Origin of the sequence: Flavobacterium enshiense (assembly GCF_040750275.1) — a bacterium.
Taxonomy (GTDB): domain Bacteria; phylum Bacteroidota; class Bacteroidia; order Flavobacteriales; family Flavobacteriaceae; genus Flavobacterium; species Flavobacterium enshiense_B.
This window is the reverse complement of the sequence record NZ_JBDOCV010000001.1, coordinates 23,159-46,753: the sequence shown is the minus strand read 5'-3', so window position 1 is coordinate 46,753 and position 23,595 is coordinate 23,159. Positions and strand designations below refer to the sequence as shown.

The 23,595-nt window shown below is 41.2% G+C and carries 20 protein-coding genes and 1 tRNA gene; 6 read left to right on the top strand and 15 right to left on the bottom strand.

Annotated elements, in window-relative coordinates; all coding sequences use genetic code 11:
* Positions 1 to 86: 86 nt before the first annotated feature.
* Genes ABGT15_RS00230 through ABGT15_RS00205 form a run of 6 tightly spaced genes read left to right on the top strand, consistent with a single transcriptional unit; the run spans position 87 to position 7,777 of the window.
* Positions 87 to 926 (top strand): M48 family metalloprotease, encoded by an 840-nt coding sequence (locus ABGT15_RS00230; RefSeq protein ID WP_367229412.1) that lies wholly within the window; start codon positions 87 to 89, stop codon positions 924 to 926.
* A 3-nt stretch (positions 927 to 929) separates the two neighbouring features.
* On the top strand, positions 930 to 1,403 hold the full coding sequence (locus ABGT15_RS00225) for a GNAT family N-acetyltransferase (protein ID WP_367229411.1): 474 nt from the start codon (positions 930 to 932) through the stop codon (positions 1,401 to 1,403).
* A 40-nt stretch (positions 1,404 to 1,443) separates the two neighbouring features.
* The gene (locus tag ABGT15_RS00220) at positions 1,444 to 2,697 is read left to right on the top strand and encodes an aspartate kinase (RefSeq protein WP_367229410.1); all 1,254 of its coding nucleotides are present in this window, start codon (positions 1,444 to 1,446) and stop codon (positions 2,695 to 2,697) included.
* A gap of 2 nt (positions 2,698 to 2,699) precedes the next feature.
* On the top strand, positions 2,700 to 3,800 hold the full coding sequence (chrA, locus tag ABGT15_RS00215; protein ID WP_367229409.1) for a chromate efflux transporter: 1,101 nt from the start codon (positions 2,700 to 2,702) through the stop codon (positions 3,798 to 3,800).
* A 58-nt stretch (positions 3,801 to 3,858) separates the two neighbouring features.
* Positions 3,859 to 7,263: a hypothetical protein gene (locus tag ABGT15_RS00210; RefSeq protein WP_367229408.1), complete on the top strand. Its 3,405-nt coding sequence runs from the start codon at positions 3,859 to 3,861 to the stop codon at positions 7,261 to 7,263.
* Between the two features lie 58 nt (positions 7,264 to 7,321).
* Positions 7,322 to 7,777 carry a hypothetical protein gene (locus ABGT15_RS00205; RefSeq protein WP_367229407.1) on the top strand — a complete coding sequence of 152 codons (456 nt, stop codon included), beginning with the start codon at positions 7,322 to 7,324 and terminating at the stop codon, positions 7,775 to 7,777.
* A gap of 53 nt (positions 7,778 to 7,830) precedes the next feature.
* Here the strand turns inward: ABGT15_RS00205 and ABGT15_RS00200 are convergent.
* The 15 genes from ABGT15_RS00200 to ABGT15_RS00130 all read right to left on the bottom strand — a co-directional run bounded on the left by ABGT15_RS00200 (position 7,831) and on the right by ABGT15_RS00130 (position 23,595).
* A tRNA-Ala gene (locus ABGT15_RS00200) sits at positions 7,831 to 7,904 on the bottom strand.
* 5 nt (positions 7,905 to 7,909) lie between these two features.
* Positions 7,910 to 9,199: a phenylacetate--CoA ligase family protein gene (locus tag ABGT15_RS00195; protein ID WP_367229406.1), complete on the bottom strand. Its 1,290-nt coding sequence runs from the start codon at positions 9,197 to 9,199 to the stop codon at positions 7,910 to 7,912.
* Positions 9,196 to 10,860 carry a C45 family autoproteolytic acyltransferase/hydolase gene (locus ABGT15_RS00190; protein WP_367229405.1) on the bottom strand — a complete coding sequence of 555 codons (1,665 nt, stop codon included), beginning with the start codon at positions 10,858 to 10,860 and terminating at the stop codon, positions 9,196 to 9,198. Before ABGT15_RS00190 ends, ABGT15_RS00195 begins: the two co-directional genes overlap by 4 nt.
* Positions 10,857 to 12,383 carry a phytoene desaturase family protein gene (locus ABGT15_RS00185; RefSeq protein ID WP_367229404.1) on the bottom strand — a complete coding sequence of 509 codons (1,527 nt, stop codon included), beginning with the start codon at positions 12,381 to 12,383 and terminating at the stop codon, positions 10,857 to 10,859. The genes ABGT15_RS00190 and ABGT15_RS00185 overlap by 4 nt, the downstream gene beginning before the upstream one ends.
* 3 nt (positions 12,384 to 12,386) lie before the next feature.
* The gene (locus tag ABGT15_RS00180) at positions 12,387 to 16,058 is read right to left on the bottom strand and encodes an MMPL family transporter (RefSeq protein WP_367229403.1); all 3,672 of its coding nucleotides are present in this window, start codon (positions 16,056 to 16,058) and stop codon (positions 12,387 to 12,389) included.
* A 4-nt stretch (positions 16,059 to 16,062) separates the two neighbouring features.
* Positions 16,063 to 17,238, bottom strand: coding sequence for a DUF2062 domain-containing protein (locus tag ABGT15_RS00175; protein WP_367229402.1), 1,176 nt, complete (start codon positions 17,236 to 17,238; stop codon positions 16,063 to 16,065).
* 3 nt (positions 17,239 to 17,241) lie between these two features.
* The gene (locus tag ABGT15_RS00170; RefSeq protein WP_367229401.1) at positions 17,242 to 17,724 is read right to left on the bottom strand and encodes a hypothetical protein; all 483 of its coding nucleotides are present in this window, start codon (positions 17,722 to 17,724) and stop codon (positions 17,242 to 17,244) included.
* Position 17,725: 1 nt separating this feature from the next.
* Positions 17,726 to 18,097: a 3-hydroxyacyl-ACP dehydratase gene (locus ABGT15_RS00165; RefSeq protein ID WP_367229400.1), complete on the bottom strand. Its 372-nt coding sequence runs from the start codon at positions 18,095 to 18,097 to the stop codon at positions 17,726 to 17,728.
* A gap of 11 nt (positions 18,098 to 18,108) precedes the next feature.
* Positions 18,109 to 18,735, bottom strand: a complete 627-nt coding sequence (locus ABGT15_RS00160; protein ID WP_367229399.1) for a porin family protein — start codon at positions 18,733 to 18,735, stop codon at positions 18,109 to 18,111.
* Between the two features lie 6 nt (positions 18,736 to 18,741).
* Positions 18,742 to 19,353, bottom strand: a complete 612-nt coding sequence (locus tag ABGT15_RS00155; RefSeq protein WP_367229398.1) for a porin family protein — start codon at positions 19,351 to 19,353, stop codon at positions 18,742 to 18,744.
* A 12-nt stretch (positions 19,354 to 19,365) separates the two neighbouring features.
* Positions 19,366 to 19,998 carry a hypothetical protein gene (locus ABGT15_RS00150; protein ID WP_367229397.1) on the bottom strand — a complete coding sequence of 211 codons (633 nt, stop codon included), beginning with the start codon at positions 19,996 to 19,998 and terminating at the stop codon, positions 19,366 to 19,368.
* Positions 19,964 to 20,590, bottom strand: a complete 627-nt coding sequence (locus ABGT15_RS00145) for a LolA family protein (RefSeq protein ID WP_367229396.1) — start codon at positions 20,588 to 20,590, stop codon at positions 19,964 to 19,966. The genes ABGT15_RS00150 and ABGT15_RS00145 overlap by 35 nt, the downstream gene beginning before the upstream one ends.
* A complete protein-coding gene (locus tag ABGT15_RS00140) occupies positions 20,580 to 21,344 on the bottom strand; it encodes a polysaccharide deacetylase family protein (RefSeq protein ID WP_367229395.1) in 765 nt (254 codons plus the stop codon). Before ABGT15_RS00140 ends, ABGT15_RS00145 begins: the two co-directional genes overlap by 11 nt.
* Entirely contained in the window at positions 21,338 to 22,399 is a 1,062-nt protein-coding gene (locus ABGT15_RS00135) for a beta-ketoacyl synthase N-terminal-like domain-containing protein (RefSeq protein ID WP_367229394.1), read from the bottom strand. The genes ABGT15_RS00140 and ABGT15_RS00135 overlap by 7 nt, the downstream gene beginning before the upstream one ends.
* Positions 22,399 to 23,595, bottom strand: a complete 1,197-nt coding sequence (locus tag ABGT15_RS00130; protein WP_367229393.1) for a beta-ketoacyl-[acyl-carrier-protein] synthase family protein — start codon at positions 23,593 to 23,595, stop codon at positions 22,399 to 22,401. Before ABGT15_RS00130 ends, ABGT15_RS00135 begins: the two co-directional genes overlap by 1 nt.

Here is a 23,595-nt window from a genome sequence, read left to right as displayed (position 1 = left end):
TTTTCACTAAATCTGATAGAGAAAATCGCCATCAAAAAGGAAATCTCAAGTAAAGTTATTTTATCTTTGAATCAAAATTCAGCAAAATGAAAAAAAGCACTTTATTTTTAACTTTATCGCTTGCCACATTAGGCATTTCAACCGTTAATGCACAAATCAACCTTGGTGAAAGAGCCTTGGGCGCTGTACAAAAAGGCGTAACCGGTTTTACTTTTAGCGATTCCGATGCAGCCAATCTTGCCAAAGAAGCTGTAGCCAAAATGGACAAAGAAAACCCTGTAGCCGACGATAAAGACCCCTATACCATCCGTTTGAAAAAAGTCTTTGGAAAACACACTAACGAAAACGGCTTAACCCTTAACTTCAAGGTATACAAACTGAAAGAAGTAAATGCTTTTGCTTGTGCCGATGGTAGCGTTCGTGTATATTCCGGATTGATGGACATCATGGACGACAACGAACTTTTGGCAGTAATCGGTCATGAAATCGGTCACGTGGCCAATCACGATACCCGAGACGCCATCAAAGAAGCCTATAAAAAAGAAGCCTTGGTAGACGCTGTTTCTTCCCAATCCGATAAAGTGGCCGCGGTAACAGACAGCCAGTTGGGGAAAATCGGAAACGCCATGATTGACAGTCGTCACAGCCGAAAACAGGAATCCGAAGCGGACACGTATTCATACGACTTTATGAAGCGCAACAAGTATAACGTTAACGCTGTGGAATCCGCCTTTAACATATTGGCAAAGCAAAGCGAAGGAAAAGAAGCGTCATTCATCGAAAAAATGTTAAGCTCCCACCCGGAAGCTAAAGCAAGAGCCGCCGAAGCCAAAGCAAGAGCCGAAAAAGACGGATTGTATAAACCCTACGTAAAACAAACCGCAAAACCCGCCGCTAAAAAAACAACTAAGAAAAAGAAAAAATAAACTATGCACATCCGTAAAGGGACACCAGAAGATATGCCTGCCGTTCTCGATTTGATTCGCGAATTGGCAGTTTTCGAAAAAGAACCCGAAGCCGTAGTAGTAACGGTTGAAGATTTAATCCGCGATGGTTTTGGCAGCAATCCTTTATTTCACACTTTTATTGCAGAAACCGAGGGTCAGATTGTCGGCATGGCGCTTTACTACTACCGTTATTCCACTTGGAAAGGCAAAACCATTCACTTGGAAGATTTAATTGTAAAAGAAAAGATGCGCGGTACCGGTTTGGGCATGGCCTTGTATACCGAAATCATGAAACAGGGCAAAGCCGACAGCGTGCGAAGAATCGAATGGAATGTCTTGGATTGGAACCAAAATGCCATCGATTTCTATGAAAAATCCGGTGCTAAAATTTTAGACGACTGGCGCGTAGTACAAATGACCGAAGAAGGACTGATTACTTTTTTAAACAATCGATAACCCTCAAAACCCAAATAACGGTTTTGACATTTTAAACAACATGAGAATTTTCAAATTTGGAGGAGCGTCTGTTAAAGATGCCGATGGAATCCGTAACGTGTACAGCGTTTTACAGCAAGTAGGCCACGAAGATGTGTTACTGGTAGTTTCCGCTATGGGAAAAACCACCAACGCCCTGGAAGTGGTAATCAAGAACTATTTTGAAAAATCTGCCGAACTGAAGGCCTCCATTCAGGAAGTCAAGAAGTACCACAATCAGATTTTACTGGATTTGTTCGACGACGAAAAACACCTTGTATTAGCTGCCGTTAACAAACACTTCACCGATTTGGAAAATTTCTTAGCCGGCAATAAATCTCCAAATTACAATTTCGTGTACGATCAGATTGTAAGCATGGGGGAAATCATCTCGACTACCATTTTGAGCTATTATTTCAATCATGTGGGATTAAAAAACACCTGGGTAGACGTGCGCAACCTCATCAAAACCGACAACACTTACCGTGATGCCATCGTAGATTGGGAAGCGACGCAGAAAACCATCACCAAAAACATCAAAAAGAAAGTCCTTAACATCACCCAAGGTTTCTTAGGTTCGGATGAAAACGGTTTTACTACTACTTTAGGCCGTGAAGGTTCCGATTATACCGCTGCCATTTTCGCGTATTGTTTGAATGCGGAAAGCGTAACGATTTGGAAAGACGTACCTGGAGTTTTAAATGCCGATCCGCGCTATTTTGAAAACACCACCTTACTAAACCAGATTTCGTATCGCGAAGCGATTGAGCTGGCCTTTTACGGGGCCTCGGTAATTCACCCAAAAACCTTACAACCGTTGCAAAGCAAAGAGATTCCGTTGTATGTAAAATCGTTTGTAAATCCGTTATTGCCAGGAACAAGCGTTTCCAAAGGCGCACATTTGGAGCCGGAAACGTCGTGTTTTATCGTGAAGAAAAACCAGTTGTTGTTGTCGCTTTCCTCCATTGATTTTTCGTTTATCATGGAAGAAAACATCAGTGAGATTTTTGCGTTGTTGCACAAATACAAGATGAAAGTGAGTTTAATCCAGAATTCGGCGATTAGTTTTTCGGTATGCATTGAAGATAAATTCAACCATTTCAACGATTTAAAAAACGTGTTGGCAAAGAAATTCAAAATCTCCTATAACGAAAACGTGTCGCTGTACACCATTCGTCATTTCACCGAAAAAGCCATTAAAATGGTAGAAAAAGACAAATCCGTTTTGGTCAAACAAATGAGCCGTGAAACGATGCAAATTGTAACCAAAGAATAAAGATGCAACAAGGTACGCTGAAAGACATCGGTAAACTGTTCCTGAAACTGGGCCTAGTTGCTTTCGGCGGACCGGCTGCACACATCGCCATGATGCGGGACGAAGTAGTCCAAAAACGCAATTGGATGACCGACAACCATTTTCTCGATTTGGTGGGCGCCACCAATTTAATTCCCGGACCGAACAGCACCGAACTCGCCATTCATTTGGGCAAAGAAAGAGGCGGCTGGAAAGGATTACTTATTGCCGGGTTATGTTTTATACTACCAGCCGTTTTTATCACGTTGGGATTTGCTTATCTGTATAAAAATTACGGACAACTTCCCGAAATACAACCTTTTATTTACGGTATTAAACCGGCTATTATTGCTATTATCCTTTCGGCGATTTATCCTCTGGCCAAAACTTCTTTAAAATCTAATCTTTTGATTGTCATCGGAATTTTGGCTTTAACCGCTTCCTTTTTAGGCGCGAACGAAATCCTCATCCTTTTCGGATTTGGTTTTTTAGCGTTACTACTGAAATATTTTCAAACGAACCGTAATCAGATGCATACGCTTTTACCGTTAAGTATTGCAACTGTGAGTAATTCCAAACTCTTTTTGATTTTTCTGAAAATCGGTTCGATTTTATACGGCAGCGGTTATGTGCTGTTTGCTTTTTTGGATGCGGAACTCGTGCAAACCGGTTTATTGCCAAGACAAACTCTGATTGATGCCATAGCCGTTGGGCAATTCACACCCGGTCCGGTTTTTTCCTCGGTAACGTTTATCGGCTATCAAATGAACGGCGGCATGGGCGCTTTGGTGTCGACCATCGGGATTTTTCTACCCTCCTTTATTTTTGTGGCAGTATTGAATCCTTTGGTGAAAAAGATGCGCGATTCCCAACTTTTTGCCGCCTTTCTGGATGCGGTAAACGTGGCTTCTGTCGCCTTGATTGTTGCCATTTGCTTCACGATGGGCAAAGAATCCGTTACAGATTGGAAAACGACTGTCATCATGCTTTTAAGCCTAACAATTGCCTTTGGATTCCGAAAAATCAATAGTGTTTGGGTGGTTTTGGGTGGCTCTTTGGCAGGCTATCTGCTGACCCTACTGTAATCTGCCTAAAAAATCTCGATTAATTACACTACTTTTGAGTTTTCGGAGTTAGTAAGATATGCTGAAAAAGGTCCTTTTTTTGTTCGCACTTTGTTTTGTTTCAGGGGTTTGGGCTCAGGACAACAATCAGCTGTACCATTCCAAAAAAATTACGGTTTCCGATACTATTGTTTCGATCGATTCGGTCAGCATCAACAAAGAATTTTTTAAACTGACAGACCCAACCGGAACAGCAATCGACACCGCTTTTTACAAAGTCGATTTTCAGAAAGGCGTCCTTAACTTCAAAAACAATTTTCAAACCACCGATACCCTTACCGTTCAATACTTAAAACTGCCGCAGTACCTCACCAAAAAATACAGCATTTACGATCAAAGTCGTGTGGTGAGCAACGAAGCCGGACGGAATCTCTATCAGGTTTCCCGCGAACCGATTACCACTTTCAAGCCTTTTGACGGTTTGTCGACTTCCGGAAGCATTACCCGCGGAGTAACGGTCGGCAACAATCAGAATACGGTGGTAAATTCCAATCTGGATTTACAGATTACCGGAAAAATATCCGAAAAAGTAAGCTTGAGGGCGTCACTTCAGGACAGCAACATTCCCTTACAGGAAGGCGGCTATTCCCAGAAACTGGATGAATTCGATCAGATTTTCGTGGAATTGTTCTCCGAGAAATGGAACATCCGAGCCGGGGATTTATTTCTGGAAAACCGACAATCGCGCTTTCTGAATTTCAACAAAAAAGTACAGGGTTTGTCCACGCATTTCACCTTCGGAAAACCAGAAAACAAAACCGATGTCTTTGCAGCCGGGGCCATCGTGCGCGGTCAATATGCCCGAAGCACCTTTATCGGGCAGGAAGGCAACCAAGGACCTTATAAACTGAAAGGACCCAATGGCGAGTTGTTCGTATTAGTGATTTCAGGTTCCGAACGCGTCTATGTGAACGGAATCCTTTTGGAACGAGGGGAAAACAATGATTATATCATCGATTACAATGCCGGGGAAATCCGTTTTACTTCGCTGTTTCCGATTACTTCCGAAATGCGTATCAACGTGGAATATCAATATTCTGACCGCAACTATACGCGTTTTGTAACGTATGGCGGTGTAACACATCAGCAGGAAACCTGGAGTATTGGGGGCTTTGTCTATTCTGAAAACGATGTCAAAAACCAGCCCCTTCAACAAAATCTTTCTCCGGAACAAGCCCAGATTTTAACTCAGGCCGGTGACGATCCGGATTTGATGACGGCGCCTTCTGCCTACCAAGACAGTTATTCTGAAAATAAAATCCTCTACAAAAAAATACTGGTCGGTGGTGTGGAAGTCTTTGAATATTCGAACAACCCGGAGGATACTTTATTCAATGTCAAATTTTTATTGGTGGGCAACAATCAGGGAAATTACATCTTGGCAAGCAATCAGGCTATTGGAAAGATTTATGAATATGTCGCTCCTGTCTCGGGTATCCCGCAAGGGAACTATGAACCGATTACCCGTTTGATTCCGCCCACCAAAATCCAAATCGCCACAATTTTGGGCCGCTATAACCCCAACGAAAAAACAAATATCGATTTTGAGATTGGGATGAGTAACAACGACCTCAACCTTTTTTCTTCGACGGACGATAACAACAACAAAGGCATCGCTTCTAAAATCAATGCCAAACAACGCTTATTTACCGGAACATGGAACATCGATGGTTTTGCCAACTACCAGCTCATCAAAAAAGATTTCCGCACTATTGAACGTTTGTTTACGATCGAATTCAACCGCGACTGGAACTTAAACAATCCGCTGGGCGACCAAAGCCTACTGGTGTCCGGGGTGAATTTCGAATTGCCGGGTAAAGGCTTTGCCAAATACCAACTGGAAAAACTGGATTTCTCGGAGAGTTTTTCGGGAACGCGTCATATATTGGACGGTACTTTCAAACTGAACAACTGGGTGTTTTCCAACAATTCCAGCGCCTTAAACAGTGATGGTGATTATGCCAAATCGCGTTTTGTCCGAAGCCAGACTAGGGCCAAATACCATTTCAAAAAGAATTGGGTAGGCGGTAGTTTCCGATTGGAAGATAACGAAGAAAAAATCAAATCCACCAATGAATTTTCGGCTTTAAGCCAGCGATATAAAGAATACGGCGCTTTTATCGGAAGAGGTGACAGCACAAAAGTGTATGCAGAATTAGGTTATCTGCACCGCGTTAACGACAGTTTGCAAAACGGTATGCTTCAAAAAGTAAACACTTCACATTCCTATTATCTAAAATCGAAACTGATTCAGAATGATAAAAGCGATTTGTCCTTATTTGTAAATTACCGAAACCTTACATTTGAAGACCAGAACAGACCGGACGAACCTTCACTAAATTCGCGTTTGCTGTACAACGATCGTTTTTTCAACCAATTAATTCAAACTACCACGGCTTTTGAAACTTCATCGGGTACCATAGCCCAGCAGGAATTCACCTATCTGGAAGTAGAACCGGGACGTGGTATCTATATGTGGAACGATTACAACGGAAACGGCATTCAGGAATTACAGGAATTTGAAGTTGCACAGTTTCCGGATCAGGCGAAATATGTACGGGTATTTCTGCCGAATCAGATTTTTGTTAAAACGCATCAGAACCGGTTTTCGGAATCGATCATACTGAATCCCATCCAATGGCAAAATGAGACTGGTTTCAAAAAAATATTGTCCCATTTTTACAACCAAACTTCAATTTTAATGGATCGTAAAATTTTGCGTCAGGGTGATAATTTCGATTTGAATCCGTTTTCCGGAAGCGATAACGATTTATTAGGGCTGAATTCAACATTTCGCAACAATTTATTCTACAACCGCGGAAAGCAAAATCATTCGGTAACCTATACATTCCTTACGGCACGTAACCGAAACCTGCTATCATCCGGAAGTATTGAAAATAAAAATCGCTCCCATCAGCTACAGTATCAGCACTTACTCAAAAAAAGCTGGCTGTTTGATATAAATGGTAAAACGCTGTTTTCAGAAACCACCACGGAAAATTATGCGAGCCGCAACTACAGAATCGAAGGATTCATGGTAGGTCCTAAAATTTCTTATCTTTTTTCAAAAAATGCGAGTTGGGATATCTTCTACGAATATCAACAAAAAGAAAATAAAATTGGCAATGCCGAAAACCTGAATCAGCAGCGTTTGGGCACTTCTTTCACGTATTCCGGTCAAAAGCAATTTACAATTAACGGTGAATTTTCGTTTTATGAGAATCAATATGAAGGGAATCCGCTTTCTCCCGTAGCTTTCCAGATGCTCGAAGGACTACAACCCGGACAGAATCTTACCTGGCGCTTACTGGTTCAGAAAAACATAACGCAATACTTGGATGTTAATGTAACCTATCAGGGAAGGAAAAGCGAAACCAGTCAGGCCATCCACAACGGCAGCATACAACTCCGCGCCTATTTTTAACCTTCTTTTCTGAAAACTTTTTCTTAACTTTAATAGCTATAAACCAATACTTTAAAAAATGAAAAAGATATTTTTATTAGGAATCGCACTAATGCTATCCACCAGCATTTTTGCTCAGGAAACCGAAGTTAAAAAAACAGTTCGTAAAACGACCTCAAAAACAGAAAAGACCGTAAAAAAAGTGGAAACCAAAGCCGATGAAGGTCTTACAAAAGCTGAAAAAACAACTAAAAAAGCAACCTCCAAAGCAAAAGAAAATTCGGCATCAGTAAAAGGAGATGCAAAATCGGATGCCGGTAAAGTAAAATCAACAGCCAATAAAGTTGATGCTAAAATAAAAGACGAAGGCAAAAGCACTGCCAAGAAAGTAAAGGAAAAAGCCAGTAATGAAAAAGCACCCAAAATAGCCGATAAAGTAACCGGCACCTACAACGGAAAAAAAGTATACACCGGACCTCGCGGAGGGAAATACTATATTAATTCGAACGGAAACAAAACCTACATCGAAGAGTAACAATTATATACCGTACAAAAAAAGACCGCAACTTTTCAGCTGCGGTCTTTTTGTGGAGAATACCGGATTCGAACCGGTCGCCTCTTGCCTGCCAGGCAAGCGCTCTAGCCAAATGAGCTAATCCCCCAAAACTTACATTCGCTTGTCGATAAAGGTTATCGGCTTACGACTCATCGGTGCAAATATAATCTTATTTATGATATCTTGCGCAATAAATTCAACTTTTGGTGAAACTCGCAATTTTGCTCTGAAATGATCCTTGATCTGATTCAACAACTCTTCTGAAGGCTCATCCGAAGCTATTTTAATCAGGATTTCATCGGTACCCAGTTCATTGGTTGAAATTTCAATAACGTGGCTTTTAACCCCCTCGAAATACGTCAACAAATCATGCATGGCCGGCGGATACAACGTAGTGCCTTTGTATTTAATCATGTGTTGTTTTCTTCCCAGCACAGGGCCCACGCGCAACGTGTTTTTCCCGCAGGCACAACTTTCCGTGTGAAGCTGTACGATATCACCGGTTTTAAAACGCAGCAACGGCATTCCTTCTACCCCTAAAGTTGTAATAGTCAATTCACCGCTTTCGCCGTTTGCTACGGGGGTATCGTTCTCATCCAACACTTCGGTAATAATTAACTCCGGATGATGGTGTCCGCCCTGAAAATGCTCACATTCTGTAAAAGCTGTACTCATTTCCGTAGAGGCATAGGTGGAAAAAAGCTGAACTGACCATTTTTCCGTGATTCTTTGGGTGAGGATGGTTGGTGAAAAATCCTGATTCCGCAGCGATTCCCCAATACAAATCACCCCTTTTATGCTTGAGTTTTTATAATCGATACCGTGGTGTTCGGCATATTCAATCAGTTTCAGTAAAAAAGACGGGACAGCTACCAAATACTTCGGTTTGTATTTTAAAATGGAATCCCATTGCAATTCCGGTATTCCGGCACCTACCCGAATGACTCCCGCGCCTAATTTCCGCAAGCCTAAAAAATAAGCCAATCCAGCCATAAAACGACGGTCCATTGTAGTCATCAATTGTACCACATCGCCTTCCTGAATGCCTGCACACGCAAAGGAAATCGCTTCGTTATAGGCCAAACGCTCCAAATCCTTATCAGTCAAACCAAAAGTCACTGGGCTTCCTAAGGTACCGGAAGTCGTGGCATAATCGATAATCTTATGCATCGGAACACAGAAAAATGCCTCGTTATGTTCCTGTAACTGCGTTTTGGTGGTAACCGGAAGTTGCTGTAAATCGTCCAGCGTATCCAACGAACGAACATTAATCTTTTCCCTTTCAAAGAGATTCTTATAATACGGTGAATGCTCGCTAACATATACCAGCATTTCTTTCAGTTTTTGTTCCTGAAATTGCTTTATTTCGTTCGGAGTTGCTTTTTCTATTGCCGGTATCATTGTTGTTTCTTTTTGGCTTTTTTCAGATAGGTTTCGGTTTGAATCCTGTCCGGTTCGGTGCTAATTACTTTGGTCAGCGCTTTTTGAAATTCGATTTCCGCCGCTTTATACCAACCGCGTTCGTAATAATATTTCCCTGCTTTAAAATAAACAGCCCAATGCTCCGGATTCAGGTTTTGGTAGGCTGGGATAAAATTGGGCTCCAATATTTTTTCTTCGGAAAGAGCTTTATCGATAATCCGGTCCTGAATGCGATACTCTTCGTATTTCCGATAGGTTTCCGTATCCAGAAAATCATCTTTAGGAATGGTCCTCGATTCTGTGCCTAAAACTACAAAATCGTTTTCTTTTTTGTTGAAAATTTTATGCAAATCATACGCCACAAACGCACCCAGCTGGTACGGATTCGACGACACCCAAACCATACGGCTTTCCGGCTGAAACACGATGCCGTGATGTGCCAACAACTGATTCAGCGCCTTTTCATTTCCGTAACCGATTTTAGCATTTTGCAAGCCGTCTTTGTTGCGCAATATGGCTGCCATGCGTTCCGGATTCATCTTTTCCTGCTCGTCCAACAACTCCTGCATGCGCTCGAAACGATACTGGGAATGACTTTCCAGAATATGCCGCTGGTTCCTTTCGTCTGTTTTGTAGGCTTCACTCTGAAAATGATTGGAACAAATTAACTGATTGCTGTTTGGCATGTCATAAACCCCGAAATTTTCCGGAGCCACTTCAATCAAAACGGCTTTTTTGTCTTTGGCACTTCCCACCATAATGGATTCGGATACAAAAACCTTCCGCTTTCGTGCAATGGCTTCGGCCTCTTCAATGGTGGACGCATATTGCAAAATTTCCCGGGCCACAATGGAAATAGGTGTTTTCGCTATCAGCGGAATCTCCGATTTTCCGGCATTGATGGTAACCGTCAATCCTTCATTGTTCATCCCCGACACCACGCCCATCATTCCGCCCCAGGTGATCATCATAAACGGATGGCCTGAATCGGGTTTTATAAACGCGATAATTTTTTCCTGTGCAAAGGCATCCCCGGCATAGAAATCGAAATTTCTTCCCAAAAGCAATTGCCCGTCTTCGGTTTTATCACCCCAAACCGCCATAGACGAACAGCCTACCAAAGCCAAATCCTGCAAAGCATGACCAATATCGTGTGCACCGTGCAGGTAAAGGCTTCGCAGGTATTTTGGTGCGATGAAATTGAATTCGTCGGAGGCATATTGCGACAGTCCGTATATTTCGGTTTTATACTCTTCGGTGATGTGGCGATACAGTTTTCGGTTGTACCATTTCAAAAACTCCCGCAGCACTTTTTGTTTGAATTTGGAAGGCACGATTTCCTGTACTTTGGAAAAGAAAATTTTCTCCTGTTTTTGTAAAAGCGGCTGGGTTAAAGCACCAATGCGTTGCCCTCTTTGCAGCGGATCTCCCGACACGTACAATTCCCAAAGCTGCTGTTTGTTTTTTATCAGATAATTATCTCCGGCAGCATACAAAGTATCGTTATACTTTATGACCAAAGGTTTCTCCTGGCCATAACCCGACAATTGCGGCTGATGGTGCAACGATTCGGAAACGCCACAGGAAAACAGCGACAACATGGCGGCAAAGAAAAAAATTATCTGAATGCTTCTTTTCATCCGATGGCTTCCAGCTCTTTGTTTATTTTATCCACTAAATAGTCTTTGCCCAGAATTTCGGAACACGTCACTACGGCTCCAATGGTCACTCCCAAAACCCCATGCATGTTGATGCTTTGTCCGGTTAAGAACAAATTATCAATTTTGGTTTTCGGTGAAATAAAGGTTTTCATAGGATTGTTCGAATCTTTGATATAACCGTACAAATTCCCATTATGCCCACCGATGTAATCACGGTAAGACAAAGGCGTGGACGTATGTACCGATTGAATGCATTCGCGGATACCCGGAAACTTTTTCTCAATTTCGGCGATAAACGCTTCTGCTTTTTTGTTTTTGTATTTTTCGTAAGATGCACCACGGTCTGATTTTTCAGAAACCGTATTATGGGTAGTCTCCCACTTGGCAAATTCTTCAAATTTCAGGTAGGTAATTGCTGTAAGACTTTCGGCCCAAACCTGATTTTCTTCTGAAACATTCATGGAAGCCATATACGCTTCCGGCCATGACGATTCGGTATATTCATTGGCGTTCCAAACCTTGGCACTTTCCTTGAAATGATAATAATTGTGATTCAGGTATGGAAAACTTTCGGGTTTAAAAACAATATACAAACTAAAAGCCGAAGGCAACACATCCAGACTTTGAATGCGGCTGTAATACGATTTTCTGAATTTGTCTTCGCCGATCATTTTCAGCGTGGTCTTCGGTTCGATATTGGAAATAAAAAGATCCCCAAAAAACTCTTCGCCATTCTTCGTTTTTACCGAAACCAGCTTTTCCGATTCAAAGCCAAACCCAACCACTTCCCGATGTTTGTACACTTCTCCACCGTATTTTCGAAGTTGTTTGATCAGTTGTTTTGTAATCTGACTTCCGCCGTTGATACAACGCCATGAACTCTGAATATACGAATTCACCGAAAGTGCGTGCACATAAAACGGGGTTTTGTCCGCAATACCGGCATACAGAAAATTGGAACCGGCTAAAACCGCTTTCAGCTTTTCATTGTCGGTCAATTCATCCAGATAGGCTTTTGCATTGATGGAAAGGATTTCGCTTTGATACCCTTCACCCTGTTTTAAATTGTACAGCGGAAAGGAATCACAGGTATAAATCAGTTTATCGCAATAGGCTCTTATGGTTGCTTCTTCTTCCGGGAAATGCACCAGTAATTGCTGAATGAAGTTTTCATAACCTTGGGCATGCGGATACTCGGTTTTGTCATCCTCAAAGGAAATGATATCGAAACCGTTTTCGTCCATCTTCTTGAGTTTCAATTGGTCCATGATGCCGATATAGGAGAAATATTTATAAAGATTCTGGCCTTTATCCAATCCTCCGATATAATGAATCCCGGTATCGAAAATTGTTTTTTCACGAACAAACGTCTGCAGATTGCCTCCGTACTGATTGTTCTTTTCCAAAACACAGACCCTTTTACCTTCTTTCGCCAAAATAATGGCCGATACGAGGCCACCCAGTCCGCTTCCGATAATTACGATGTCGTATTTTTTATCCACTTCTTATTTCTTTAAAACCAATAGCCCTTCTGCTTGATCACACACTTCAAAACCAAGGTTTACAAAATGGTTTTTCAATTCAAAATTATCAATTAAAACAATTTGTTGCACCTCGCCCAGCGTCATTTGTTTTACAAAATCCGAATACTTGGCCGAAACCAGTAAAACGTTTTCTTTTTTGTTGTGATCCAAAACGGAATCCAGATACGACAGCTTGCGTTTTTTCAACATATAATTTGCTGAAGCAATGGCTCTCTTTTCGGCATTCTGCTGAAAACTTTCGATTTTTCGTTTGGGCTGCTGCAACACCAACAACACATCCAATTGCCCGTAATCATCGGCAACATGCAAAATTCTGGCATCCTCTTTCAGCACCTTATTCAATCGGAAATACAATGATTTCCTTTTTTCAAAATCGGATTTTACCGCTTTTATTACTTCCTGTTCTTTATACAAATAACTCAGGAACAATTTATGTCGGAAATAATTCTCGTCTTCCAGTTCATTACGCAAAAGCGCGTATTCTTCCCGGAAATGTTTGTTTATTTTTTTGGTGCGTTCGGAATAATTCAACCCGAAAGCGGTATCTTCTGCAGCAATCCGTTTTCCGATAACTACCGATATGTTTTCGTCGTAGATGATATGATCGCCTTTAGGTAAAGTTTCGGCATTTCCGTGAATGTACACCGGCAAAACATCCAAATTAAAATGCTCCGCCAGGTAAAAAGCCCCTTTATGGAAACGGTTAACCACCCCGTCTTCGGAACGCGAACCTTCCGGAAAAACCATCAACGAGTAGCCTTCTTCCACTTTTTCACGCAAATGTTCCACGCTGCCTTCCACACCTTGCGAAACCGGATAATATCCCGCCAACTTGACCACACGTCCGAAAACCGGCGAATTATAAACCCAATCGTTTACCAAATAAATGATTTTCGGAGTGACCATCCCAATGGCCAGCGTATCCAAAAAGGACGTATGGTTGGAAATGATTACCGAAGGTTTTTCGAACGTTTCCCCGTATCGGTTGAGAATCTGTTTTTTTACAAAAGGATTGGAATACAGCACCGATTTCATAAAATTCGAAATGATGATACGGAACCACATAATTTTCACGCCCTTCTTAACCGGCAGGATTTTCAGCATGAGTTTTCCGGTAAAAGAAAAAACCAAACCGCCCAAGCCATAGTAAATAAAAGAAAGCGTCGAATGGATCAGCAATCGTAAGGAGATGGGCGATTTCCCTTTCTTCACACGGTTAAAGAAACAGATGCGGAATAAAATCGGATAGAAAATAAAGGTAATCAGCAAGGCTGCAAAAACCCCAATCAACGACACGGAAGAAATCGATTTCAAGGCCGGGTGTTGGGCAAAAATCAAGGCTCCGATCGCTAAAATTGTAGTCAGGGCCGCCAGCAATATGGAAGTTCGATAGGTTCCCATTTCATTTTTTCCGGTAGTGTATTCTTTCTGCAACGCACTGGTCATGAAAATACTGAAATCGACCCCATGTCCGAAAATAAGCGTACAGACAATCAGACTGAAAATATTCAGCTGTATGTTGAAAAAATACATCACGCCTGCGGTAACAATTCCGGTAATCACTATGGGAATGGTACTGACAATCACCAGTTCAATTCTTCGGAAGAACACAAATAAAATCAGGATGACCGCTACAAAGGAATAGTTGATCAAATCGTTGAAATCGTCGCGCAATTTCCCCAAAAAGGTTTCGTTCATGTGCTGACGGTCGATGGCAATAACGTCTTTCTCCTTAGCCATAACCTTTACAAAAGCATCCCTTTGTGCATCGGAAACTTTGGCTACGGAAGTAACGGTACAAAATCCGTTCTTTTCACTAACGAATTCGTTCAGATAAAGCGCCTTCATTTTAGCATACTCGCTGAAGGAAATCGGCACAAAGGCATAGTTCAGCAAATCGTAAAACGACTGATGCGTTTCAGGTTTAAAGCCAATGCGGTTACCGTTGGCAATCAGACTGTTCTGTAAAGTATTTTTTCGGGATTCGGTCCAAAAAGATTCCCATTGTTTTATTTTTTCCTGTTGTGCGGCTTTGGAAAGGACAATGCCTCCAATCGAACTGAAATTCAGGATTTCTTTTTTCGTTTTCTGTGCTGATAGCTTTTCGAACAGGCTGTTGTTGTGTTGCAAGGCTTCTTCCATCGAATTTCCGTACGAAGCCAGATAAATCGATTTCGATGTCAGATTTGAAGCACTTTCCAGTTTGGCTTCCGCTTTCTTAATCTCCGAAGGCACAAAATTCAAATCGGAAAGGTTGTTGTTGAATTTCACCTTGTTAAACGTGAACAGACTGACCGCTATGACAATGACGCTGGAAATAATCAAAAACTTATTACTTTCAAAAGAAAACCCGGCGGCTTTGTCTAAAAAAGTTTTGTGTTCTGCCACTTCCGCTACTTTGGGTTTATACAGATGCGGTATAATCAACAGCGAAAAAATGGCCGAAACCATTACGCTGATGGCGGCAAATATCCCCAAATCTTTCAAAGCTTCCGAATTCACAAAAAGCAAACACAGAAAAGCAATCGCCGTAGTCGAGCTACTCATAATAAGCGGCATGGTAATGTCTTTATACAAATGCTCCACATCACTGTTATGACGGTAATGGGTCATGATGTGCAGTGAATAATCGATGGTAACACCAAGCAAAACCGCGCCTACACTCAAAGAGATGGCAGAAATTGTCCCTTTAAGAAACACTAAAGCAGCAATAGCCACGGCTACACCGAAAAGCGTCGGAATAAATATAATGATCGGGATCAACAGTTTTCGGTAGAAGAGCATCAGGATCAGCATCAGGGTCCCAAGGGAAACCAAAATAGTGGTGATGATGTCATTTTTGATCTGTTTGGCATTGGCCACTGCAATCAACGAGGATCCGAAATAATCGACAGTTGCTTTCGTTTTAAACTGCTTGTTCAATACTTCCTGAATCGCATGAAGCTGAGCTACGAAAAGCGTATTTTTTTCGGTTTCACTACCGCCTAATTTCGGACTAATGAACAAGAGCAGTTTCGATTCGTCTTTGGTAATCACATAACCGTTTTTCAACTGAAACTCGTCACCTACCCCCAATTGCTGCAGTTTTTTCAGAGCAATAAAGGAAATCCCCATCGGATCGTTCAGAATGAAATCTTTAGCTACAATTCCGGTGGGCGAAATCAGGGTTCTGTAATTTTTATCGACTTGAGCGGCGATGCTGTCGTTGTTCAGCTTTTGTTCGATTTGCCGGTAATCTTTAGCTTCTAGAAACAAAGGCAGGTTGTGGTACACAAAATCGAAAGTTTCCTGAATGTTCTCTTCGTCTACTTTACCTTGTATGTCTTTGATGTATTCCTTACAACTGTTGATACTGTCCAGAAAAGCATCGGCGGTTTCGGTCAGATCGTCTACCGTTCCGGCCTTGTCTTTTTCAATAATTACCGTGATTTTATCGGAAAAATTAAGTTGTTGCAGCACTTTAGCGGTAACATCGGCTTTCTCATTTTTGGGAATGATGCGGGTAATATCTTCCTCAAACCGGATTTTAGAGGCCAAAAAACCAAAAAGAACCAGAAAACAAAACGCCACAAAGGCCGACAACAGCCTGTTTCGTTGTACAAAACGATGGATTCCAATGAAATAAGTGTGCATTTTACTATTCTGATTTTTTCGACAGCGAAAGTAGTAAATAACTTCCAACCCCGAAAATGATTGCGGCAGCAGTTGCTAAAACAAAACTCCCGATAAGGTACTGAACCACATTATTTTTGATGTGTTCCAGCGTAATGGGACTTCCTAAAGTAAACCGGGCAGTATCTTCCACAAAAAGGGCGCCTGTTTTAAGCGATCCGAAGATAACCAACGGAATCATCGGTGGAATACTGATGTTGGAAAAGGTAAAGGCCAGAAGCTTATTCCAGCGCAATAACACGGCGAGCGAAATCACTACGGCCGTCTGAAAACCCCAAAAAGGAGCAATCCCGCAAAACACCCCCAAGCCGATGGACAATGCTTTTTTTAAATTGGAATCGGAACTAGCTAAAATGTCTTCGCGGAAAAATTCTTTAAGACTTTTTTTTTTGAAACTTCTGAAAAAATTTCGAGGCTTGATATACACGAACAGTAAAAATACCAAAACGGTATTCAGGATACTGATTCGGGTAAAATCTTTAAACGGCCGGAAATGAGTTACCCGTTCGTTGGGATCGTACAGGATTTTTACCGGCACATTTTTTACCGGAACCCCATTCCAGGCGGTGCGTACAATCACTTCGATTTCAAATTCGAACTTTTTGGTAAAAAACTTTTTCGGTATGGCCTCCAACGGATACAAACGATAACCGGATTGGGTATCTTCCAGAGTGATTCCGGTTTCAAACCAAAACCAGAAATTAGAAAATTTATTCCCGAAGCTGCTTTTTTTCGGCACACCATCCTGATTCATGTTTCGGCTTCCGATGAGCAGGATGTCTTTCCCTTCTGCTTCCATTGCATCCAGAAAAACCGGAATGTCATCCGGAAAATGCTGACCATCCGAATCTATGGTAATAGCATAGGCATACCCCAATTGCTTTGCTTTCTTAAACCCTTCGCGCAAAGCGTTGCCTTTTCCTTGATTCTGAGGAATATCTACCAGCGTTATGTCTGGATAGGACGCCAAAATAGTCGTTGTGGTATCGGTGGAACCATCGTTGACTACAATTACGTTTTGAGTACAAAGCAAAACACCGTCAATCACGCGGCGCAGTGTTTTGTGGTTATTGTACGTTGGAATAATCACACACACCTTCCGCTGGTTCATTCGTTCCGAAATGTTTGGTCCGGTTGCCATGTGTTATTTTAGTTTTTGTTTTTCAGTGTCTGTGAATACTTTCGACTGTTGTACGTACGTTCGGATATAGTTTTGAAGTTCTTTCGGTTCTTTATCGAAGGAAGCTAAAATCATTTTCTTGTCTTCTTCAATGTTTGCTTTGTACTTTAGAAACTTAGGCGTATTTTCCTGAATACTCAACCGGATCAGACGTATTTCGGCATTTTTAGGTTCTTTTTTTACGCAGTTTTCCAACAACATCACGCCTTCCGTAAACGATTCTTTCCGTATTTTTTTATCCGAAGCAAATTTCGATTTCAACGTCAAAGCAGCTCCTTTGTAGGCCAACAAGGTTTTATTATCCCTATTATACGATTCCATACTGTCGTAAAATTTATCGGCAGCCTGACGGCTTTTGGAAGCGGCATAGTATTGCGATCTGACGTCAGACAAATCCTGAGTCAGACAGAAAAAAAAAGACAATACCAGGGATAACAATACGTTCATGTTACGCTTTTTTATAAGTATTCGTCAATTTTAAGGCTACGGTCTCACCGAAAGTGGTCGTGTTTTTCACCTTCACTTCCGCATTCAAATCGCCAGAAATTTCAAGCTCCAGCTTCAATTTCGGCGTTACATCCGGATTGATTAAGGCCATAAATTTCACATTGGAACAACTGGTCATCAACAGTGAACTTCCTAAAATTTCCTGCGATAATTCTTTGATAATCTGCATCATACAAACCCCTGGTGTTACAGGATTGTCCGGAAAATGTCCCTTAAAAATCTCATGCTTATTGTTCAAATGTACTATAGCATTGTACTTTCCCTCGGATACATTTTCTAATTGCTCAACAGTATAAAAATCCTTTAACAACATAAAAACACGATTTATTTTATATCAAAAGTATAGGAAACGCCTAACTGGAATACTTGGTTTAGCACTACATCACTGGCATCACCGTCATTATCTTGATCGGAATAATTATTATAATCATTGCCAAAAATATCCACAAAACCTTGTTTGAATCGGGCTTCAAAAGTCAATCCGTTTGGTAACGAATAACCTCCGCCAAAAATAAGTCCTAAATCAAAATCTTGTGGCTCCTCGATATACATTTCATGAAAATTATCGCCGATTCTAAAATCTAAGGTAGGCCCAACTCCGGCATGAAATCCTTTTCCAAAGGTAAACTTATTAAACGCAGCAAAAGACATATAATCAATATGATACTTTTCGTGTCGGATAGGAGTTCCGGTATAAAGGGGATTGTAAACCACATAATCCGCTTTCGCTCCCTGGCGAGAATACACAAATTCCGGCTGTAAGGTATAAAACTTAGTAAACTTCAAAGCAACCAATCCTCCAACATAAAAATCTGTTTTCGTATTGGTTTCTGTATTCGTGAAATTGGAAAAATTCAAACCTGCCTTTAATCCTGGCTTTGCCTTCATTTGAGCATTCACACCCTGCAATAGTGCAAAGGTGAACAAAGCTGCTACTAAATATTTCTTCATTCTTTGTTATTTTTTAATATCAAAAGCATAATTCAACCCAACCTGATACACCACATTGGTATAATCCCAATCGCCGTTAACCGGGATGATTCCTTTTTTGATTCGGGCTTCAATACCGAAATTTTTCGTAATTTCTACACCAGCTCCTACAAAGAAAGCGAAATCAATTCCGTTGTAATCATCATAATAATAATCATAACTATCGTTATAGGTAGCGTTTAGGCTTTTATTGTTGTCATTAATTCTTACGTCTACCGTTGGCCCTACCACAAAATTGAAGCGGTTAAACGTGAATTTATTAGCTACTCCTACCGAGATATAACTCAGGTCGATAGTTTCTTTGAATTTTTTATTATCGCTATCAATGTACTCATATTCAGAACCTTGCTTGGTGAATACCAATTCCGGTTGCAGGGTATAGAACTTTGACAATTGAAGCGCTCCGAAAACCCCGGCATAAAAATCGGTTTTGGAAGAAAATTTCTCGTTCGGATTATCGGTTTGTGTAAAATGAGAGAAGTTTATACCGGCACGCACCCCTGGTTTAAAAGATACCTGGGCGTCTGCTTGAGTAAATCCTAAAAAGCTTAACAACGCAACAAAAATTACTTTTTTCATTCGTACTATTTTTTAATTAACAATCTGATTTAATTCAATTTTGAGTTTAATGTTTTTATGATCGATTTTTACAGTCTCGGCAAAAATACTGTTTTTTGAACCAAATTCGAAAATAACCTTTTCCTTACGTTTTGAAGCCGCAATGAATTTTACCAGTCTGTTATCTTTTTTATCAAAATAAAAATAAACCGATCGCTTTCCCTGAACAGCTTTAAAAATTTCAGCATCTTTATTTTCAAAAGTTGCTTCAATTTTACGATTCACTTTCAACAACAGCCGAAAATCGTCACGGAGCGTGTTAACCACCATTTTCCGATCCATTTCTTCTAAAATATAATGCACTTTAAAATCCGTTTCCGACAGCTCAAAATCAAGCAATTTATTTCCAAAATCGGTCGTAAAAACTACACGATGCACAGAATCACTAATGCGCTTGGCCACGAAAATCCCTCCAGCCTTATGTCCGTAAACCTCGATGTGGGCTTTGTATACATAATCCGTTTGGGGATCCGCAAAATAAAGATTCTGGAATTCGGAACGGGAATTTTCCTTTCGTACAGCATTTTCCGGCTGATAACTTTTACAGGAAAACAGTCCGGCACAAAGCAGGCTAATTAGTAAAAGCCGCATCATCCACTTTTGCATTGATTACTTTATTTTTGAATACAATTCTGGTAAAATCTCCGGACGGCTCTACCAGTTTCACCTGAGATACGGTCGACTCGTTCATCGGAAAAAACAACTCCACCTGCTTGATGTATTTTTTTACCGTAGTGGTTTTTGGGACTAATTTGGCAATGTAAAATTCCTTGTTTTTGAAATACGAAATGGTAAATTCCTTATCATCGAACATATTCCCGCTTACGCTGCCCACGATCAGTTTGTTGATTTTCTCGAACATTTTACTTTTGGCATCCACAGTGCTTTTATTCCCCTGATCGTTGATGTAGATTTTATTGTTCTTAAAAACGATGCTGTACTGATACGGCTTGGTATACTGCCAGTTCAACAAGTTTGGCGTTTTGAATGTCATTTTCCCGGAAGTTTCAATGTCTTTCGACAGAAAATCCATGTGTTTGTATTGCACAAAATCCGTTTTCAGGGTTTTGATGCCTTGCGTTTCTTTTTCGACAGTCGATTTAAATGAGGTAATTTCGGCAGCTGACATTTTCTGTTCCTGAGCATTTACAGTACAACTCAACAGAGTGAGGATAAACAAAAAGAAGTTAGTCTTCATAAGCCTTTAAATTTAATAATGCATCTACCGAAACCATTTCGTAGTGTTCCGACTGCAAAAATAACAATAACCGTTCCAAAACTGCAACGGTCTTCAACGAAGTGTCGTGCAAAAGTACAATGCCTCCGGGTTGAATTCTTTTTTGGGTGCGTTCAAAAATCTTGTCTTCGCTATCAATCACCGTATCCAACGAACGGATATTCCAACCGACAACCTGATGTCCGGTCGCAGCAATGGCATTGGCAATATTAGGATTGGTAACCCCAAATGGCGGGCGAAACAATTTGATTTTTTTACCGGCAACCTCAGCTAAGAGTGCATCATTTCTCCTGATTTCGTCTTTCACTTTTGTTGTGGAAAAAAAACCAAACGATTTGGAATGAGAATACGTATGATTGCCCAAAATATGGCCTTCTGCAAGGATGCGACTAACAATCTCGGGATGTTTTTCAATTTGAGTACCGATGCAGAAAAAAGTCGCTTTGGCATTGTACTGCTGAAGCAAATCGAGTACTTTTTCGGTCATTTCGTGTGGTCCGTCGTCGAACGTAAGGGCGATTTTGCGGGATTTCTCGTGGGGATTATTATTGTAAGCTTTCAAAAAATAACCCAAGCGAATGTCAAAAGAACCCCAGGAGGTCATTCCCAAAAAAAACAGAAAAACCAAGCCATACGTCCACCAGGCCACTTTTAAAAAAAACAGCAAAAGCAGCACCATTAAACATAAAACGATTATGTTTTTATGCTTTAGCATTTTTGCAGTAAAATTAAACTATGGTCTTTCCCCTGATACTGATTGTACAACAAAACGGCATTCAGGGTAGTTTTTGTGTAGTCATTCATTTTTATAAGCGCCGGAATTTCCTGTTTTTTAAGGCAATTGGCTGCTATCCACAATCCGAATCCGGAAGCGGTATTGTATTCCCCACTCAAATGTTTGTAGTACACTTGCGGCGTCTGCGGAAACAAAGCCGCTGCCGCATCATAATAATGATCGAAAGCAATATCGCCGTTGTTTCCTAACACTAGAGCATCAATAGCATCGGCTGTCAATTGGTTCTCTTTTAAAAATTCGCTGATAAAACCCGACACTTCATCAGAGGCCATAATATTCTTGATGACCACGTCGGCAACTTTCGCATATGAAGTGGCTTTTGGTGTATCTTCCAGTGTAAAAAAGGAAGCGCCTTCGCTGAACACGACACCTTCTGAATTGGAATTCAAAATCGCATACGGTTTCGCTTCTTCTTTTTTGATGATATTCTTTAATTTGTATAAATCAATGGTGTGCTGTGCCGTTTCATCAATACCGCCCACCAAAGCAGAGTGTATTTCCTCGTTTTCCAACTGCATTTTCGCATCCATCAGTGCCGATTCGAAAGATACCGCACCGTTCACATACGTAAAATTATAACTTTTGCACTGTAACCCTAAGGCTATCTGTGCTCCCACCGTATTGTGCGTAGACTGAATGAATGATGTAGGGGTTAAAAATTCTTCGTTATTGTCTAAAATGGCTTTCAGGAATTTTTCAGAATCTTCAACACAACCCATCCCGGTGCCGGTAATAATGGCTTCAGGGTTTTGAACAGCTGCTTCATTTAGAGCCTGCGTTGAGGCATAAATCCCCATCTTCACCCCTTTGGCCATACGTCGAATCATCGCCGGCGGAATCAGTTCTTTATAGGACGGTTGTTGTGCATACAGCACATTATCCGTTTGGTTCACCACGGCCGTTTCCAAAAAATCGGCTTCCAGAAGGTTTTGAGCCGAAATGATTCCCATTCCGTTAATATAACAGCCTTTCATTAGTTTTTAGAAAATATTACCGTGGAACAATTACCGCCAAATCCGAACGAATTGGACAGCACGTGACGAATCTCTTTATGTTTTAAAGTCGTTTGCGGCATCAGATCAAATTCCTCCATTGGAGTTTGAAAATTCAGGTTCGGAAACACCACATTATTTTGGAGCGCCAACACACTGTAAACTGCTTCAATAGCTGCTGCTGCCGCTAACGTATGTCCTGTAAAGGCTTTAGTGGAACTGAATTCCGGTACTTTTTCCCCGAAAATTCGAATCAGTGCCCTTCCTTCCGACAAATCGTTGTTTGGGGTAGCGGTTCCGTGGGCATTGATGTAATCGATATCCGAAATATCCAACTTAGCCAATTGCAAGGCTTTTTCCATCGCCAAAAACGCACCGTCTCCGTTTTCCGAAGAAGCCGTCTGGTGATACGCATCATTGGCATTGCCGAATCCGGACACATACGCCAACACTTTTTTATTTTGCTCCTTGACTACCGCATCGGATTCCAAAACCAGAAAAGCCGCAGCTTCTCCCAAATTCAGTCCTTTTCGATGGTTGTCAAAAGGTGTGTTATAGGTATCGGATAAAATCATCAGGGTTTTGAACCCGTTGATGGTGAACTTCGCCAAAGCATCGGTTCCTCCTACCACGACACGGTCTAATTTTCCAGCCTGAATCATTCGGGCACCCATCATGATAGCATTCGCTGCCGAAGAGCACGCTGTACTTACCGTACTTACAAAACCTTCCAGACCGAGGTATTCCGCAATTTTATGCGACGAATCTCCGGCATCATGCGCGGTAATGTATTTTTGAACGGCTTCGTTTTTGAAATAATCATAGAAGTACCTTTCGGTCATATCCATCCCTCCCACACTGGTAGAAGAAATCAAACCCGTGCGGTATTCGTTAATCGCGTTAATTCCTGCCGACTGCACCGCTTGTTTGGCAGCATAAGCCCCCAATAGGGCCGTTCTTGAATAATTGTTATCGGACGAAAGCCCTAAAAGTTGCGCTAACTCAGTATTGGTGAGCTTAATTTCTCCTACTTTAATGACGTCTTTATGAATGGTTTCGAGATTTTCAATGGTGGAAATCCCTTTTTTCCCTTCCGTTAAAGACGTAAAGTTTTCTTCGACGGTTTTTCCAATCGAAGAAATGATCCCCATTCCGGTTATGGCAACTTTACTGTACAT

Excerpts from the sequence above, each read along its gene's own strand:
- ABGT15_RS00135 (WP_367229394.1), bottom strand. The coding sequence starts at position 22,399 with ATGAAAGGCTGTTATATTAACGGAATGGGAATCATTTCGGCTCAAAAC.
- ABGT15_RS00210 (WP_367229408.1), top strand. The coding sequence starts at position 3,859 with ATGCTGAAAAAGGTCCTTTTTTTGTTCGCACTTTGTTTTGTTTCAGGG.
- chrA (WP_367229409.1), top strand. The coding sequence starts at position 2,700 with ATGCAACAAGGTACGCTGAAAGACATCGGTAAACTGTTCCTGAAACTG.
- ABGT15_RS00220 (WP_367229410.1), top strand. The coding sequence starts at position 1,444 with ATGAGAATTTTCAAATTTGGAGGAGCGTCTGTTAAAGATGCCGATGGA.
- ABGT15_RS00155 (WP_367229398.1), bottom strand. The coding sequence starts at position 19,353 with ATGAAAAAAGTAATTTTTGTTGCGTTGTTAAGCTTTTTAGGATTTACT.
- ABGT15_RS00205 (WP_367229407.1), top strand. The coding sequence starts at position 7,322 with ATGAAAAAGATATTTTTATTAGGAATCGCACTAATGCTATCCACCAGC.
- ABGT15_RS00160 (WP_367229399.1), bottom strand. The coding sequence starts at position 18,735 with ATGAAGAAATATTTAGTAGCAGCTTTGTTCACCTTTGCACTATTGCAG.
- ABGT15_RS00145 (WP_367229396.1), bottom strand. The coding sequence starts at position 20,590 with ATGAAGACTAACTTCTTTTTGTTTATCCTCACTCTGTTGAGTTGTACT.
- ABGT15_RS00175 (WP_367229402.1), bottom strand. The coding sequence starts at position 17,238 with ATGGCAACCGGACCAAACATTTCGGAACGAATGAACCAGCGGAAGGTG.
- ABGT15_RS00180 (WP_367229403.1), bottom strand. The coding sequence starts at position 16,058 with ATGCACACTTATTTCATTGGAATCCATCGTTTTGTACAACGAAACAGG.
- ABGT15_RS00130 (WP_367229393.1), bottom strand. The coding sequence starts at position 23,595 with ATGTACAGTAAAGTTGCCATAACCGGAATGGGGATCATTTCTTCGATT.
- ABGT15_RS00190 (WP_367229405.1), bottom strand. The coding sequence starts at position 10,860 with ATGAAAAGAAGCATTCAGATAATTTTTTTCTTTGCCGCCATGTTGTCG.
- ABGT15_RS00165 (WP_367229400.1), bottom strand. The coding sequence starts at position 18,097 with ATGTTGTTAAAGGATTTTTATACTGTTGAGCAATTAGAAAATGTATCC.
- ABGT15_RS00195 (WP_367229406.1), bottom strand. The coding sequence starts at position 9,199 with ATGATACCGGCAATAGAAAAAGCAACTCCGAACGAAATAAAGCAATTT.
- ABGT15_RS00230 (WP_367229412.1), top strand. The coding sequence starts at position 87 with ATGAAAAAAAGCACTTTATTTTTAACTTTATCGCTTGCCACATTAGGC.
- ABGT15_RS00170 (WP_367229401.1), bottom strand. The coding sequence starts at position 17,724 with ATGAACGTATTGTTATCCCTGGTATTGTCTTTTTTTTTCTGTCTGACT.
- ABGT15_RS00225 (WP_367229411.1), top strand. The coding sequence starts at position 930 with ATGCACATCCGTAAAGGGACACCAGAAGATATGCCTGCCGTTCTCGAT.
- ABGT15_RS00140 (WP_367229395.1), bottom strand. The coding sequence starts at position 21,344 with ATGCTAAAGCATAAAAACATAATCGTTTTATGTTTAATGGTGCTGCTT.
- ABGT15_RS00150 (WP_367229397.1), bottom strand. The coding sequence starts at position 19,998 with ATGCAAAAGTGGATGATGCGGCTTTTACTAATTAGCCTGCTTTGTGCC.